At 69.6% G+C, this 16,304-nt stretch carries 6 protein-coding genes; all 6 read left to right on the forward strand.

Annotation, left to right across the window (positions count from 1 at the left end; genetic code table 11):
• The first annotated feature begins 2 nt into the window (after positions 1-2).
• The 6 genes from NR810_RS01005 to NR810_RS01030 are packed head-to-tail and all read left to right on the forward strand — an operon-like array spanning position 3 to position 16,299.
• The gene (locus NR810_RS01005) at positions 3-965 is read left to right on the forward strand and encodes a hypothetical protein (protein ID WP_257446360.1); all 963 of its coding nucleotides are present in this window, start codon (positions 3-5) and stop codon (positions 963-965) included.
• Positions 966-994: 29 nt separating this feature from the next.
• On the forward strand, positions 995-2,950 hold the full coding sequence (locus tag NR810_RS01010) for a hypothetical protein (RefSeq protein ID WP_257446362.1): 1,956 nt from the start codon (positions 995-997) through the stop codon (positions 2,948-2,950).
• 24 nt (positions 2,951-2,974) lie between these two features.
• Positions 2,975-7,669, forward strand: coding sequence for a hypothetical protein (locus tag NR810_RS01015; protein ID WP_257446365.1), 4,695 nt, complete (start codon positions 2,975-2,977; stop codon positions 7,667-7,669).
• A gap of 43 nt (positions 7,670-7,712) precedes the next feature.
• The gene (locus tag NR810_RS01020; RefSeq protein ID WP_257446368.1) at positions 7,713-12,407 is read left to right on the forward strand and encodes a hypothetical protein; all 4,695 of its coding nucleotides are present in this window, start codon (positions 7,713-7,715) and stop codon (positions 12,405-12,407) included.
• A gap of 8 nt (positions 12,408-12,415) precedes the next feature.
• Complete coding sequence (locus tag NR810_RS01025; RefSeq protein WP_257446371.1) at positions 12,416-14,311, forward strand: hypothetical protein; 1,896 nt, start codon at positions 12,416-12,418, stop codon at positions 14,309-14,311.
• Positions 14,312-14,346: 35 nt separating this feature from the next.
• Positions 14,347-16,299, forward strand: coding sequence for an ATP-binding protein (locus NR810_RS01030; RefSeq protein ID WP_257446373.1), 1,953 nt, complete (start codon positions 14,347-14,349; stop codon positions 16,297-16,299).
• The last annotated feature ends 5 nt before the right edge of the window (positions 16,300-16,304 follow it).

Consider the following 16,304-nt stretch of genomic DNA (forward strand, 5'->3'; position numbering starts at 1 on the left):
CGATGGGCTCTCCCAAGGATCCGCTGCTCGAGAACGAGGCGACCGATCGTACGTACTACGCGACCGGCGTCCTCCTGGACACCACGGACTTCGTCGCGGAGCAGTCGTACCACCGCGGCCGGCTCGCGCGGGCGCTCTCGGCCCTGCACGGGATCGGCACGGCGTCCGGCCTCTCCGTCACCTACGAGCCCCACCACAAGGTCTCACCCGATGATCCGACCGATCTGGCCAAGGCCAAGGAGGTGGGGGAGATCGTCGTCTCTCCCGGCATCGCGATCGATCCGCTGGGCCGGCTCGTGGAGGTCACCACGAAGTCCTGCATCCGGGTGAAGCGCTGGTACGAGGGCCAGGAGCCCTCGAAGCTGGTGAGGCGGCTCGATGAGCACTTCAACGTCGGGCCCTCCGCGGTCGACCTGCCCGAGGAAGGCGTCGTGGCGGACCTCTTCCTGCGCTTCCGGGTGTACGAGCGCGGCTGGACGCCGGCGATGGCCTCGGGCCTCTACGACGCGACGGACGCGGTGTCTCCCGCGCGCCTGAGGGACGGCTACGAGCTGCGGCTGGTGCCGCGCGGCGAGCAGGGCCAGAATCCGCCCTCCGTCCCCCCGAGCCCCTGGCCGCTGCCCGATGGCGGGAAGACCTGGCCCGAGCGCCCCGAGGAGAACCAGGATCCGGCGACCCGCGTCAGCGACCTGAAGAAGGCCATTCTCTCGTCCTGGCACCCGGGGCGTCCGGCCCTGCTGGACAAGCTCTGGAGCAGCAACTTCCTGCCCCATGAGCTGCGCTACGAGAACAACCTGCCGGTGGAGGATCCCGCCTGGGTGTTCCTCGCCCGGGTGGTGATCGGCGTCACCGGCAACGCCGACAGCTCCGGGCGGAGCAACCGGACGGGCGTCGTGGCCGTGGACAACGAGATGCGCCCGTTCGCCGTCACGGTGGCGGCGCTGGCGCGCTGGCTGGGCATCTAGACATCGGAAACGCAGGGAGAGTGGGTTCGATGAGCGACACAATGAATGGGCCGGCGCGCGAGAAGCTCGAACCGGCCGTGGTCAGCAAGCTCGAGACGGCGGGAATCCTCGTCCACGATGGCCGGCGGCTGCGCTCCTTCTTCTTCGACGGCCGCTTCCTGACGGCCAAGGATCTGACACGCGAGCAGACCTACTTCCTCACGCGGCAGGCGGACCTGGGCCGCAGCGGAGGGGTGGGCGTGGTGACGGGCCTGCACGTGAAGGCGGGTCCGGATCCCCGCTCGCTGGAGATCTCGGCCGGCCATGGCGTCACGCCCTCGGGCGAGGCGGTGGTCATCCCGAAAACGCTGGCCAACGTCCGGCTGGACGACATCCCGGAGATCCAACGGCTCGACGCCGCCTTCGGGCTCGCGCAGATTCCCCGCGAGACGGCGCGCAACCGCTCCGGCCTCTACATCGTGGCGCTGCGCCCCGTGGAGTACACGGCCAACCCGGTGGCCCAGTACCCCAGCACCGCGGGGGGCGCGCGCACAGCGCATGACGGCGACATCATCGAGGCCACCGCCATCACCCTCCTGCCCTACCCGGACAGCCAGGCGGGCGCGGGCTTCGAGTCGCGGCGCTCCCGGGTGGCCCATGAGATCTTCGTGCGCAACGGGGGGATGCGCCCCCCGGTGGACGCGCTCCCCATCGCCATGATCGCGCTCGACCATGGCGTCGTCCGGTGGATCGACACGTTCCTCGTGCGGCGCGAGGTGGGCTCGGAGCAGACGGACTTCCTGGGCTTCGGCCAGGCGCCGCGGGCGCTCCGCGAGGCGCATCTGCTGCAGTACCAGATGCACCTGCAGGAAGTGATTCAGGACCGGAAGCAGACCAACCGGGGCGAGCGCTTCGCCGCGAGCGACCACTTCTTCGCCCTGCCCCCCGCCGGTCCGCTGCCGGTGGCGGCCGTGGATAAGAACCTCAACGAGGTCTTCTTCCCGCCCGAGGTGGACGTGGAGCTCTCCGTCGTTCCCGAGGACGAGCTCGGCGCGCTGCTGGAGGAGAGCCTGTTCCTTTCCCCCATCGACCTGACGCGGACGGGCGAGGAGCTCTCGTCGGTCTCGGTGCTGGTGCTGGTGCCAGTGCCACGCAGGGAGATGGATCAGGCCCTCTCCACCCTCCTGCCGTCGGAGAAGACCGGGACGATGAAGCTGCGCGCCACCGCCTCGGGACTCGTGGCCAGACGCCAGCCGGGCGAGGCGCTCAGGCTCCTCTCGATCCGCAAGTCGGCCCTCCTGCCCGCCCGGGCCACCGCGCCCACCCTGGACGCTCCGCACTCCCTGACCGCCGCGGCGGAGTCGACCACCTCGTCCGCCCAGACCAACCTGGCCGATGCCTCCTGGAGCAACCTCCTCTCCAACGCCACCTCGCTCTGGTACGTCCGCCGCCGGAGCTTCCCCTACAAACCCACCGTGGTCGGCCAGGTGGTGGAGGAACAGGAGGCGCTCGATGAGGACCTCTCCAGCGCCCTCCAGGAGGCGGGGCTCCACGCGGAGTTCCTCACGCTTCCCACCCGCGCCACGTCGTTCGGCGTCGGCAAGAGCTACGACCTGCTGCGCACCCTCCTGCGGAGCCGCTCCGCCGGATACAAGCAACTCTTCGCGAGCGCCGCGGGCGAGCTCCTCCGGCAGTCGAAGCTCAACATCGACACGGTCAAGAAGCTGGAGAAGCGCTACACCTACGAAGAGCGGGGCAAGGGACTGTCGGCGCTGAACGCGGCCCTCGCCAAGAGGACCCGGACCGAGCACGCGATCCCGCTGTCGTACCTGGCCCGCTCCAAGAACAGTGTCGAGCTGGACAAGTACGTCACCCTGGCCCTCAAGGAGGGAAAGGACAGGTTCGAGAAGATCCAGGAGCTCGTCGAGAGGACCGTGAAGCAAGGCCACTCCCTGGATGAAGCCGTCGTGGAGATCCGGAAGAGCTACGACACCGCGCCCTTCTAACCCCGGACGAGGGGAAGCCCGACCATGAACACGAAACCGCTGAAGGAGTCGCTCCCCGACGAGCACATCCTCCAGGTGGAGCCCCGGCCCCGGCCGTCCGTCGACGCGGGCTGGCGCAGCCGCCCCCACCTCTACTCGGGCCGGGCCCTGTCCGCCGAGGCCCTGGCCACCGAGCAGCGCGAGCGCGCCGGCCGCCTCGCCCTGCGCGGCCAGATGGTGGCTCCCGGCGTCGTGGCCGGCCTCGAGGTCCGCCTGGAGAGTGGGATCGACAAACCCACCGGGAAGTTCGTCTACCTCTTCCAGATCGGCCCCGGCCTGGGGCTGACACACAGCGGCGAGAACGTGGTCATCCCCCGCCCCACGCGCATCCGCGTGGACCAGGTGCCGGCCTTCTGGCTGAAGGAGGGGCAGAACCCCGCCTCCTTCGACCTCAGCATCCTCCTGTCCGAGCGGACCGTGGCCGAGACGCACAAGGGGCTGGAGGCCGCCGTGCTCGTGCTGGTCCCGGTGGTGTCCCGGATGGAGGATCCCACCGTCCCCGACGCGCAGGGCCAGGTGGATCCGGACGCCTACTCCTTCGAGGACTCGCACTGGGTGGATGGCTGTATTCCGGTGCTCTTCGCCTGGCCCGAGCACTGGGGCAAGCTCGAGCGCGATCTCCGGTTTCGCAACCGCCTGGCCTGGGCGATCTTCGAACAGGAGCTCGCGCGCCAGCACCCGCGGTGCGCGCCCTGGGAGCACCTCGGCGTTCCCATCGCACTGCTCGGCTTCAACCCTCCCGACGTCATCGAGGCTCCCGCCGTGCCCCTCTTCGTGGACCGGGCCGCCGTGGTGCGCGCCGGAGGGGCGCCCCGAAGCCGGACTCCCTTCATCGAGAAGCACGGCACGCCCCTGCTCTGGCAGTCCCGCATCCAGCAGTTCTCCGAGCACCTCGCCGCCTTCACGATTTCGGAGCTCACCAGCGGCCTCGCCCTCAAGTCCTTCGCCTTCCTGCCCCCAGTGGGTGCGCTGCCCAAGGAAGCCTTCAACCCCTTCACGTGGTCGCCCCGCTTCTTCCCCGCCTCCTTCGTCCTGGATGCGGCACCCGTTCCCCTGGAGCAGCTCGACGCGGTGACGCAGGCCAGTGCGTCACTCGCTCCCCTGAACCTCTACGAGCAGGAGCGCGTGCGCGTGCTCGTCCCCGTCCCCGAGGCCCACTTCGATCCCGACCTGCTGAGGGGAGAGACCCTCGATCCCGCTTTCGATGAGACGATCAACGCCGGGCTCGCACGGCTCGGAGAGTGGCTGAAGCGGCGGCAGATCCTGCGCGGCAAGGCGAACCTGCTGCTGAACACGCTCGAAGGCGAGAAGTCGGGCCGGTTCCCGGAACCGGATCCCGCCAGGATCGAAGGAGAGACGATCGCCAACCAGGAGCCCATTCCTCCAGAGGAGGACTACGGGACGCGGGGCACCACCGTCGACGCGTACGAGCAGGCCCTGCAGAAGTGGGGGCAGGGAGATACCGGGCCGGAGAGCTCGCTGCTGGCGGGGGCCGGCACCGTGGAGGAGGTGTCCACCGAGAGTCCCGAGCCGGGTGGGTTCGCGCTGGTCACGCTGAAGAACACGGACACCCTGTCCTACGTGAGCTTCCGCGACTCCTGGCAGCAATGGGAGACCCTACCCAGTGTGGTGGACGCGGCCAAGAAGGAGAGCTTCTTGGGGTTCCGGACGGTCTGGAGCGGAGAGGAGCTCTTGATCGTCGTCCTCGTCTCCGTGCCCATCCAGGCCGAAACGCCCACCGAGCGCTCCCGGCGGGAGCTGGCCGAAACCCCGGCGGAGCCGGCGCTCTTCGACTACTTCATCCGCGTCCTCCGCCGCACCGACAACAATGTCTGGACGCCGAGCGACTCGAAACAGGTGAGGGCGACCCGCGTCCCGGTGTTCTCTCCGGTGTCCTGGGCGGCAGGGCATATCGACGTGTTCGCGGCCACGGAGACCGATACACTCTCCGATAAGAGCGACAGTGTCGTGAAGAGCTACAGCATCCAGAAGTTCACCTGGATGAAGGGCGCCGCGGAGCAGCCCGAGGTGATCGAGCTCGAGAAGAGCCTCGAGCGGGAAGTGACGGACATGGTGGCCCTCCAGAAGAAGGATGGGCGGATCGAGCTGCTCTTCCTGGCTCACGCTCACGGAGGAGCCATTCCCGAGGGTACCTTCTGGCTCCACCACCTCTCCGGCAAGCATGAGCAGAACAAAGCGGAGCTGAGCCAGATCGAGATGGAAGAGAAGACGGCGACCACGGGCACGCTCCTGTCGGCCTGTCTGACGGATGACAACCAGTTCGACGTCCTCATCTCCGGGGAGAGCGGCTTCATCCACGGGCAATACGCGAAGGAGGCGTGGACGTTCGAGCCCGTCCCCGTGGGCACGACGACCGCCGACAAGCTCAAGGTCGTGTCACGAATGGACGGACAGCTCCACGCCTTCTTGTGGAGACAGGGGTCCTCGAATCCCGAGGCCCCGACCCCCGGCCTGCTCACGTACATCCGCTTCGACGGCACCCAGTGGCACGCCCCCTGGACCCAGCAGCTTCAGCTCGAGCAGGTCGCCCAGCCGTTCAGCGTCGTCCTCGATGGAACGTCCCAGATCGACGTCTTCCTGGCCTCTCCCCAGGGGCTCCTGCACCTGAAGACACTGCCCGACAAGACGCGGGAGTTCGTGGAGAAGAACGGGCTGAGAGGGCTCGTGGCCCATACCGGGGACCAGTTGGAGCGGCTGGACGATCTCATCCGCTCCGGTTCCGCCCAGGTGCAGGCGAACACCCAGAACGTGCGCCAGCTCATGATCAGCGGCAACACGGAGGCCAGCCGGCTCGCGGCGTCCCCCATCCTGGGCGCCACCCTGGTGCAGAGCCCGCTGGCGGCCCGGACCGATATCGAGAGCTACTTCACGCGCTTCATCAAGAAGCGGATCGCGACCGGGCTCACGGCCGAGGAAGAGGACTTCACCAGCGATGACGACGCCATCGACAGCCTGCAACAGGCCGTCTCGCTCCGAAGCTCCCTGCTCGAACGGCTCGTCACGTTGTTGAGGGAGCTGGAGATCAACGTCACGGGCATCGTCGTGGCCGGAATCGCGGTCTACAGCACCAGCCCCGACATCGCGGAGCCCCGGGTCGTCCTCTTCAAGGAGAACGACAAGACGCTGAAGATCGTCCAGCGCGAGAGCATCGCCCTCGAGCTCCTGGTGGAAAAACACACCGAGCTGGAGACCGTCCTCAGACGCCTCGAGAAGGAGCCGGATGCCATCCAGTGGGCGATAACGGACAACAAGCTCCGTTGGGAGAACAACGACTCCTTCTCCACCGCGGTCCAGCACCTGGAGGACACGCTCGTCCTGCTGCGGGAGGTGGAGCGCCGCACACGCCCCAGCGCGGACGCCCTGACGAGCTACAAGGAGGCCCTCGCCAGCATCGAGCGCTCCTGGTCCGAGCTCGACAAGCGCCTGGGCACGGTGCAAGGCGAAGTGGCGGAGGCCCGCCAGGACGTCACCGTCGCACGCGCCCTGCGCGAGGAGGAGGAGGCGCGCATCACCGCCATCAACCAGCGCCGCCAGCAGGTGTACGAGCAGCACGTCCCCTTCCTCGTCTTCCAGCGCCCGCGCGAGCACGAGCTCACCCTCGACGCGCCCTCCCGCCTGCTCGACACGAGCTTCGTCGAGAACATCCTCCCCGAGGTGCTCGCCAGCACCGCGGCCGCGCCCCCGGAGCTGCTCGCCTACGTCGAGCTCATCCACGACTCGCCCCTCCGGTGGTTCACCCTCGCACCCGGGCTGCTGCGCGGGCTCGACCGCATCGAGCTCATCCACCGCACCTTCGAGTGGGCCCGGGTGCGGGCCGTCCAGCGGATTCCCGTCCGGATGCCCGTCATCGCCGGCCGCACCTCCACGAGCTTCGGCCAGGGGCTCTCCCGGCTGCTGTCGGCCCGCGAGGAGCTCGTCGCCCGCCAGCGCGGCGCCGTGGTCGGCATCGAGCCCTCCGTCTTCACCACCCGCTCCTGGCTCGAGCTGCAGCAGACGGCCCGCGCGCAGCTGTCCCTGGGTGACCTCATGGACACGGCGCACGGCCGCTCGGACGTGGGCCGCACCGCGGCGACGGAGCTGGAGCACATCTCCAAGGTGGCCACCGGCCTCTACCAGCGCTTCGGCGAGGTGCTGCCCTCCACCCGCCTGAAGTGGGCCGAGCAGATGAGCCAGTACGACACCCCCGTCAACCTCCGCGACCTCTCGCGGCTGCCGCTCTGGGAGAAGATCGAGGTCACCGACCGGAGGGAGATGCAGACGCTGGTGGACTGGCTCTTCCAGCGCGTGGTGTCCACCGAGCCCGAGGCCGTGGCGCTCATGAACGACCTGGTGCGCGTGTGCCTGCTGCTGGCCAGCCATGCGCCCGTGAACGAGTTGATCTCCGGCCACGTGACCAGACCCACCGAGGCCAGGGTGGGCGGCACCATCGAGCTGGCGGTCGAACCCACGCGCGTGCGCATCGGCATGCACGTGCTGATCCGCTCCGGAAACCAGACGGTGCAGGCGGTGGTGGAGGATCTGGCGTCCAACGTGGTGCGCGCGCGCGTGCTGTCGGCTCCTTCGGGGGCAGTGAGCCTGAAGGTGACGGACTCCGTGTACTTCTCCGAACCCGCCCGCGGTGCTGGCGCCCTCCTGCCCTACGTGGGCGTGAAGCGGTGAGGAGCACCATGCGGCCCCACCCCTGGCGAAAGAAAGGCAGCCCATGAGTACGAAACCACTGACGGGGTCGCTCCTCGGCGAGCACCTCCTCCAGGTGGAGCCGCCGCTCCGGCCCTTCGTGACCGAGGGCTGGCGCCGCCGCCCCCACCTCTATACGGGCCGCGCCCTCTCCGCCGAGTCCCTCGCCACCGAGCAACGTGAGCGCTCCGGCCGCCTCGCCCTGCGCGGACAACTCGTGGCCCCCGGCGTCGTGGCCGGCCTCGAGGTCCACCTGAAGAGCATGGAGCCCGACGAGCCCGGGCAGCCGCCCATCCCCTGCTTCCAGATCAGCCCCGGCATGGGGTTGACCCGCACGGGCGAGGACGTGCTCATTCCCCGGACGATCTGCGTCCGCGTGGATCGGGTGCCGGCCTTCTGGGCGGAGGAGGTCGCGAAGTTCTCGGGAGTCGACCTCGGCGTGCTGTCCTACGCGGACGCGAGCACCACGCACGTGGGCCTGCGAGCCGCCGTGCTCGTGCTGGTTCCCGTGGTTTCGAAGAGGGATGCTCCACCCGACGACCAGAACCCGGCCGAGTTCGACCCGGAGCTCCGGGCCCTCGACGACCACCGGCTGGTGGATGGCTGTGTTCCGGTGCTCTTCGCCTGGCCCTGCAATTGGCCCATGCCCGAGAGGGATCTCCAGTGGCGCAACCGCCTGGCCTGGACGATCTTCGAGTGCGAACGCCTGCGCCCTCACGGGGCCTGCGCTCCCTGGGAGAAGCTCGGCGTCCCCATCGCGCTGATCGGCTTCGAGCCTCCCAACCACGTTGGCGATCCCGCCACGGCCCTCTTCGTGGATCGGGCCGCCGTGGTGCGCGCTGGCGGAGCGCCCCGTAGCCGGACCCCGCTCCTCGAGAAGCACGGCACGCCCCTGCTCTGGCAGTCCCGCCTCCAGCAGTTCTCCGAGCACCTCGCCACCTTCACGGCCCAGCAGCTCACCGACGGCACCGCCCTCCAGTCCTTCGCCTTCCTGCCTCCGGTGGGCACCCTGCCCAAGCACGCCCTCAACCCGCTCAAGTGGACGCCCGGGTTCTTTCCCGCGCCCTTCTTCCTGGAGGCGGCACCCGTTCCCCTGGAGCAGCTCGACGCGGTGGCGCTCGCCAGCGCCTCGCTCGCGCCGCTGAACACCCAGGAACAGGAGCGCGTGCGGGTGCTCGTCCCCGTCCCCGAGGCGCACTTCGATCCCCGCCTGCTGTTCAGGGAATCCGTCGACATCGCCTTCGAGAAAGCCATCACCGATGCGCTCGAGGGGCTCGGCAAGTGGCTGAGACGGCGGGAGGATCTGCGCACGAAGGCGAACGTGCTGCTGAAGGCTCTCGACGGCCAGAACGCGTACCAATTCCCGTCCTATCCGAACCTGGATCCCGCCAGGGTCGATGGGGAACAGATGAGTGACGAGGTACCCGTCCCACCGGAGGGGTCATACGAAACGGACGGACAGACGGTCCCCCTGCTGGACCGGACCTTGTGGCTGTATGGCGCCTGGTCGGAGCAGGCCTCCCTGGGGTGGGACACCTACAGGGTGTCCACCGCGGCCTCCGCAGACCAGTCACAGTTCGGCATCCTCACGCGCAAGTACTGGTCCTATGGGACGTCCGAGCTGGTCCTGCGGCGCTATTCCAAAGCCACGGGCAAGTTCGCCTCCTCCGAGCCCATTTCCTATCCGAGCTCCCAGGCGGACTTCAGTCTGATCTGGCTCGGTCAGGAGCTGGTGATCGTCGTACTCGCATGGGACACGTACAAGCAGGCCGAAACCCATGTGAGCTTCCTGTACCGCAGGGACGCTCAATCGGGCTGGGAAAGGACCCCTGAGACCAGGCTGGATTTCTCCTTTCGGCAGCTCAAGCACTTCTCCGCCGTGGCCTGGGGACCCCGGCACATCGATGTGTTCGTGGCCGGGATCAACAAGATCCAGAAGGTCACCTGGATCGGCGACCCCAAGGAACCCTCTCCCTCGGTAACGATCCAGACCCTGAACATCCCCCTCGCGAGGGAGGTGACGGAGCTCGTGGCCCTCAGCCCCAGCACCGGGCGCATCGAGCTGCTCTATCTGGGACGCATGAGCGGCTCGATGAGCGAGACCTGGCTCCACCACATCTCCGCCCGCCACGCGAACAACAGCGCGACATTGACTCCCTACCCGGGGGGCTCAACGTTCCAGGTGCTCGAAACCAGGAACCTCACCGGCAAACGCCTGGCGGCATGCATCTCCGACACCAGGAACGGGCGGATCGATGTCCTCGTCATGGGACACAACGACGCCCAGACCAGCGCCGGAAGACAGATCCAGCACGGGAAGTTCGAAACCGACAAGTGGTCGATCACGCAGGAAAAGGTGAGCCAGACGAGCGGCGAGGCGATCGCGGCCGTCTCGAAAGGCGATGGGCAGGTCCATGCCTTCTGGTGGAGCATTCCCAGCAAGTACACCGGGACCGAGCCACTCCTCATGTACCGCCGGTTCGACGGCAGCCGCTGGCAGCCCGCCGAGGTCGTGTCGCGGCAGTGGCTCATCGCGAAGAGCACCTACGGCAACTACTTCAACACCCCCTTCATCGTCGACCAGCCGTTCTCCGTCCTGCTCGACGGCACCAACCCGCTCGATGTCTTCCTGGCATCCACCAGCGGTCTGCAGCACGTCAAGAAGTTCGCCGACAGCACCAAGGAGACCTTGAGGACGAAGGGCCTCAGGGGGCTCATCAAGAACGTCTCGAGCCTCTACCAGGAAGCGATCGACTTCATCGACCGGGGAACCACCCGGCTGAATCAAGAACTCCAGCACGTGCGCCAGCTCATGCTCACCAGCAGCACGGAGGCCAGCCGGCTCGCCGTCTCCGCGACGCTGGGAAGCACCCTGGTGGACAGCCCGCTGGTGGCTCGGACCACCCTCGACAGCTACCTCACGCAGTTCCACCCGCGCTCGAACCTGGCGCTCATCCGCTTGTCGGACGCCATGGAGGCGTTGGAACAGGCCACCACCCTCCGGCGGGAGCTGATCGCGGGGCTCATCCAACTGGTGCGGAGGACCGTGAAGGAGAAGGAGTTCGGGCTCGACGTGACAGGCCTGCTCGTGACGGGGATCACGAAGATCAACTTCAACAAATACCCGAGGATGGCCAAGCTCCTCATCGGCTGGCGCTGGTGGCCCAACTCGAGATTCACCGACACGAAGGTGGTCGAGCGCGAGAACATCCGCATCAGCGATCTGGTGTACAGCCAGTCCTCGCTCACGGATCTCCTGCGCCGGCTCGACGAGGAGCCGGAGAACATCCGGCGTGCGCTCACCTCCTCGCGGTTGAGGTGGACGGAGTTCGACTACTTCTCCACCTCGGTCCGGCACATGGAGGACACGCTCACCCTGCTCAGGGCCGTGAGGCGCCGCATCGACCAGCGCATGGGCTCCGTGAACAACTACAAGACGACGCTCGGCCAGATCGAGCGCGTGTGGTCCGAGCTCGACACGCGCCTCAAGGCCGTGGACAGCGAGGTGGCCGAGGGCCGCCAGGACGTCACCGTCGCGCGCGCCCTGCGCGACGAGGAAGAGGTGCGCGTCAACACCATCAACCAGCGCCGCCAGCAGGTGTACGAGCAGCACGTCCCCTTCCTCGTCTTCCAGCGCCCGCGCGAGCGCGAGCTCACCCGCGAGGCTCCCTCCCGCCTGCTCGACACGGGCATCGTCGAGAACATCCTCCCCGAGGTGCTCGCCAGCACCGCGGCCGCGCCTCCGGAGCTGCTCGCCTACGTCGAGCTCGTCCGCGACTCGCCCCTCAAGTGGTTCGCCCTCTCCGCCCAGCTGCTGCGCGGACTCGACCGCATCGAGCTCATCCACCGCACCTTCGTCCGGGCGCAGGTGCGCGCCGTCCAGCGGCTCCCCATCTCGCTGCCCCTCGTCTCCGTCCGCACCTCCACGAGCCTCGTCCAGGGGCTCTCCCGGCTGCTGTCGGCCCGCGAGGACCTCATCGCCCGCCAGCGGAGCACTTTCGTCTACTACCAGCCTCCCGTCGTCGAGACCCGGACCTGGCTCGAGCTGCAGCAGACGGCCCGCGCACAGCTGTCCCTGGGTGACCTCATGGACACGGCGCACGGCCGCTCGGACGTGAGCCGCAACGCGGCGACGGAGCTGGAGCACATCTCCAAGGTGGCCACCGGCCTCTACCAGCGCTTCGGCGAGGTGCTGCCCGTCATCCGCCTGGAGTGGGCCGAGCAGATGAGCCAGTACGACACCCCCGTCAACCTCCGCGACCTCTCGCGGCTGCCGCTCTGGGAGAAGCTCGAGGTCACCGACCGGAGGGAGATGCAGATGCTGGTGGACTGGCTCTTCCAGCGCGTGGTGCCCACCGAGTCCGAGGCCGTGGCGCTCATGAACGACCTGGTGCGCGTGTGCCTGCTGCTGGCCAGCCATGCGCCCGTGAACGAGCTGCTCTCCGGCCACGTGACCAAACCCACCGTGGCCAGGGTGGGTGGCACCATCGAGCTGGCCGTGGACCCGGCGCGCGTGCGCATCGGCATGCAGGTGGTGATCCGCTCCGGAGACCACACGGTGCAGGCGGTGGTGGAGGACCTGGCGTCCAACGTGGTGCGCGCGCGCGTGCTGTCGGCCTCGTCGGAGACGGTGCACCTTCAGGAGAAGGCCTCGGCGCGCTTCGCCGATCCCGCCCGCGGTGCCAGCGCCCTCATTCCCCTCATGGGCTACAACGGGTAGGGGGAACGATGAGGCGCGTGGGCACCGTCCGTCTGGCGGCCAGGAGCGACGCCCTCGTGCGCCGTGGCGCCCTGCTGCTCGAGGATGCCCTGCGCACCGCCTCGTTCCCCGACGCCGGACCCGGCCGGGTGCTCCTCATCCGCTCTCTCCGGGTCGGTGTCATCCACGGCCACCTGCCACCGGCGAGCCTCGCGCTCAGCCTGGAGCAGCGGGTGCGCGAGCTGGCCATATCCGCCGTGTATGCCGGAGAGGACTCGGCCGTGCACCGTGACGCCGTCTTCTTCCGGGATGACGCGGAGCCCCCCGTCGCGCTCGCGCGGCGCCTGGTGCGCGGAGCGCCCGTGACGGGTTGGTTCTGGCCCCTCGCCGTGCCGGGCTTCCACCCCGCCCAGCCCCGGGACGAGGCCCTGCGCCTGGTGCTCGCCACCGCGCTCCGGACGAGCGCCGGACCCGCTGCCGTGGTGCGGCTCGTCGAGGCCCTGCACGCGGAAGGTGGCCTCGACATGCTGCTCGGTGCCCTGCGGTGGGACGAGGGCCCCGTGCTCCTCCAGTCCCTCGGAGGCTCACCGCCGGGCCCGGCTCTTCCGCCCGAGATGCCGGCGCCTGGAGAAACGGCGGAGGTGCTTCCCTCCGCTCCGCTGCGTGCCTCGGTCGCCCGGTGGGTGGAGACGTGGGGTGTCGGGGACGCGCGCTCGGTCTGGCTCACGGCCGTGGTGCTCGTGATCGATCGATGGGGGCGCCTCGCGGATGTCCGGCTGGTCGAACGGGCGGCACGCCTCGCCACCGGGCTCGTGTCCGGACCGGCCAGGACGGCACGGGGGCGGGACGGACACGAAGCACCGCCCTCCCCACCCGTGGCGCGCAGTGGATCCACCGAGGCGCGCCCTTCCGAGGGGAACGGGCACGAGGGCGGCGTCCCCTCCCCGGCCGGCAGCGGGAAACCTCCCAGGGCCGATGCTCCTGGATCGGACTCCGGGTCCGCTCCCACCACCCCACGACACGGGCCGGAGTCCGCTCCCATCCCCTCGGAGCCTCCGGCCAGCTCCGCGCTCGTGGCTCACGAACGCCCCGTCCCGGAGGCGCCGGGAATGGACGCGGGCTCGCCGGAAAACACCCGCTCCGCCCTTCCGGCCATCGCCGCGGAACCGCCCTCCACCGGGCGCGGCTCGCACGAGACGGAGGCTCCCTCCAGGCCCGAGACGGAACCGTACGCACCGTGGCCGGAGTTCCCTCGTCCCACGGCGGCCGGTGGGCTGCTCTTCCTGGTGCCCGTTCTCGAACGGCTCGGGATCTCCACGCTTCTCGAGGAGCACCCGTCCCTGATCGATCTCGACCTGCCGGACCGGCTCCTCTCGTTCATCGCCGAGCGGCTCGGCGTCCCCGCGACGGACCCCTCGCGCGTGATTCTCGAGACCCGCCTCCGAGGTCCGAGACCCGCGCACTGCCCCTTCGCCCTTCCCGAGCGCCTGCGCGCACAGGTGGCCAGGAGCGGAGATGCCCCCCTGGCCTTCCACGAGGGAGAACCCACGAAGCGCGCCGTGCTCACCGACGCAACGGGGAGACTCCCGCTCGCCGTCACCTACGGTGTGGAACCCGGAGGAACGCCCCCTCCGCCGGGGCGCACGCTCGCGCCCGCGCTGCGCGGGGAGGACGACCTCGGGCTGCTGCTCCAGGGCCTGCGGACAGCGGCACGGCGGTGGTGCCGCCGCTACGCACGGCTCGGGCTCCACGAGCTCGTGTGCCGCCCCGGGCGCATCACGGCGACGCGCACCCATGTCGATGTCCTGTTCGACATCCAGCAGGCCGACATCCGCGTGCGAAGCGCGGGGCTCGACATCGATCCTGGCTGGGTCCCATGGCTCGGCCGGGTGGTGAGATTCCATTACCTGCATGGGGAGTCGTGAGGGCACGGATGACTTTCGAAGGCCGGAGAACTCCCATGGGCACCCTTTTCCCGACGCCCCTCACCCTCGGCCACCTGGCCCTGGCGGCACTGGCGCGGCAGATCGCCGCCGCCGATGACACCCACCTCGAGACCCAGGTCCTGCGCCAGACCAAGGCCCTGGTGGAGGCCCAGCACTCCGACTGGCTCGCGGGCGCACGGGCCCGCATGGAGGAGCCCGCCCCCGTGGACGTGCCCCTCGTGCGGCTCGGCCGGGAGCTGGGCCTCACCCTCCTGGAGCAGCTCGCCGTGGCGCTCGCCGCGGCCGTGGAGGAGGAGCAGCTGGTGGGCCGCGTCCTCGCCTACATCCAGTCCCCCACCGGCACCTCCCGTCCCATGTTGGGCCTCATCGCCTCGGCCCTCGCCGAGGCGGCTCCCCCGGGCATCACCCCCCTGCACGCCCTCTCCAATGGCGCCGCCTTCCAGAGCCGGCTCCTCTCCCGGCTCGGCACGGAGGAACCCCTCGCCGAGCAGTCCTTCGCGCTCCCCCTGCCCCTCTACCTCGCCCTCCGGGGCCAGGATGGTGCGTGGCCCGGGACGACGCTCGGGCTCGGCGCCTACCCCGAGGTCCCCCTGCCGGCCTCCGTCCTCGAGCAGGTGCGCCGCCACGCGGACACCCTCGCCACCCAGCCGCGGAGCGCGCTGCTGCTGCGCGGCGCCTCGCCGGCCGAGACCCGCACCGTGGCGTCCGCGCTGGCCGCCGCCCTGGGCCGCCGCCCTCTCTTCATCGAGACCGACCGGCTCGACGCGCTCGGCCCCTATCTCCAACTGCGCTCGCTGCTGCCCGTGTTCTGCTTCGACCTGGCCCCTGGCGAGCGCAAGCTGGTGCCGCTGCTGCCCTTCTACGACGGCCCCGTCCTGCTCACCTGCGGACCGGAGGGTAACCTCGAATGGCCCACGGGCAGCATGCTCCCCTGGTCCCTGCCCATGCCCGGACGGGACGAGCGCCGTGCGCTCTGGGAGACGTCGCTGGGTGATGCCGCGCTGGCCGAGCACCTCGCCAGCGCCCACCGCCACCGTGCCGGGAGGATCGCCCACCTGGGCCGCATGGCGCGGCGCCACGCCGCCGTGCGGGGCCTGTCCAGACCCGAGGAGCGGGATCTGCTGGACGCGGCGTGGTCGGACGAGGGAGGCGGGCTGGGCGCGCTGGCCCAGGCCCTGCCCGAGCGCATCAGCGACCAGGCCCTGGTGGCCCCTCCCGCCATCTCCGCCGAGCTCGAGGCGCTGCTGCTGCGCTGCCGCTCGCGGGACGGGCTGGCCGAGGGGCTCGGCGCCTCCGCCACGACGCGCTACCGCACCGGGGTGACGGCGCTGCTGGTGGGCCCCTCCGGCACGGGCAAGACGCTGGCGGCGGGCTGGCTCGCCACGCGGCTGGGCATGCCGCTGTACCGGGTGGACCTGGCCAGCGTGACGAGCAAGTACATCGGCGAGACGGAGAAGAACCTCGCCCAGCTCTTCGCACGCGCCGAGCACGCCGAGGTAATGCTCCTGTTCGACGAGGCGGACTCGCTCTTCGGCCGGCGCACGGACATCCGGGACTCCAACGACCGCTTCGCCAACGCGCAGACCAACTACCTGCTCCAGCGCATCGAGTCCTTCGATGGGGTGGCGCTCCTGACGAGCAACAGCAAGGGCCGGTTCGATCCGGCCTTCATGCGCCGGCTGGACGCGATCATCGAGTTCCCCATGCCGGGGCCGGAGGAGCGGCGCGCGCTCTGGCTGTCACACCTGGGCGAGGGGCACCAGGTGGCACCCAAGGACCTGAACCGGCTGGCCGCCATGGCGGAGCTGAGCGGCGGGCACATCCGCAACGCCGTGCTGCTCGCGGCGGTGCTGGCACGCGGGGAGGGACGGCCCATCGAATACGCCGATCTCTTGAGGGGCTTCGCGAGCGAATACAGGAAGCTGGGGCGGCACGTTCCAACGGAGCTGCGCCCGGGCGGCAACTGAAGACG

Source organism: Archangium lipolyticum (assembly GCF_024623785.1).
In the GTDB taxonomy this organism is placed as follows: Bacteria; Myxococcota; Myxococcia; order Myxococcales; family Myxococcaceae; genus Archangium; species Archangium lipolyticum.

Bases quoted from the DNA above. Each gene is read 5' to 3' on its own strand.
- NR810_RS01005 (WP_257446360.1), top strand. From the start codon at position 3: ATGGGCTCTCCCAAGGATCCGCTGCTCGAGAACGAGGCGACCGATCGT.
- NR810_RS01010 (WP_257446362.1), top strand. From the start codon at position 995: ATGAGCGACACAATGAATGGGCCGGCGCGCGAGAAGCTCGAACCGGCC.
- NR810_RS01015 (WP_257446365.1), top strand. From the start codon at position 2,975: ATGAACACGAAACCGCTGAAGGAGTCGCTCCCCGACGAGCACATCCTC.
- NR810_RS01020 (WP_257446368.1), top strand. From the start codon at position 7,713: ATGAGTACGAAACCACTGACGGGGTCGCTCCTCGGCGAGCACCTCCTC.
- NR810_RS01025 (WP_257446371.1), top strand. From the start codon at position 12,416: ATGAGGCGCGTGGGCACCGTCCGTCTGGCGGCCAGGAGCGACGCCCTC.
- NR810_RS01030 (WP_257446373.1), top strand. From the start codon at position 14,347: ATGGGCACCCTTTTCCCGACGCCCCTCACCCTCGGCCACCTGGCCCTG.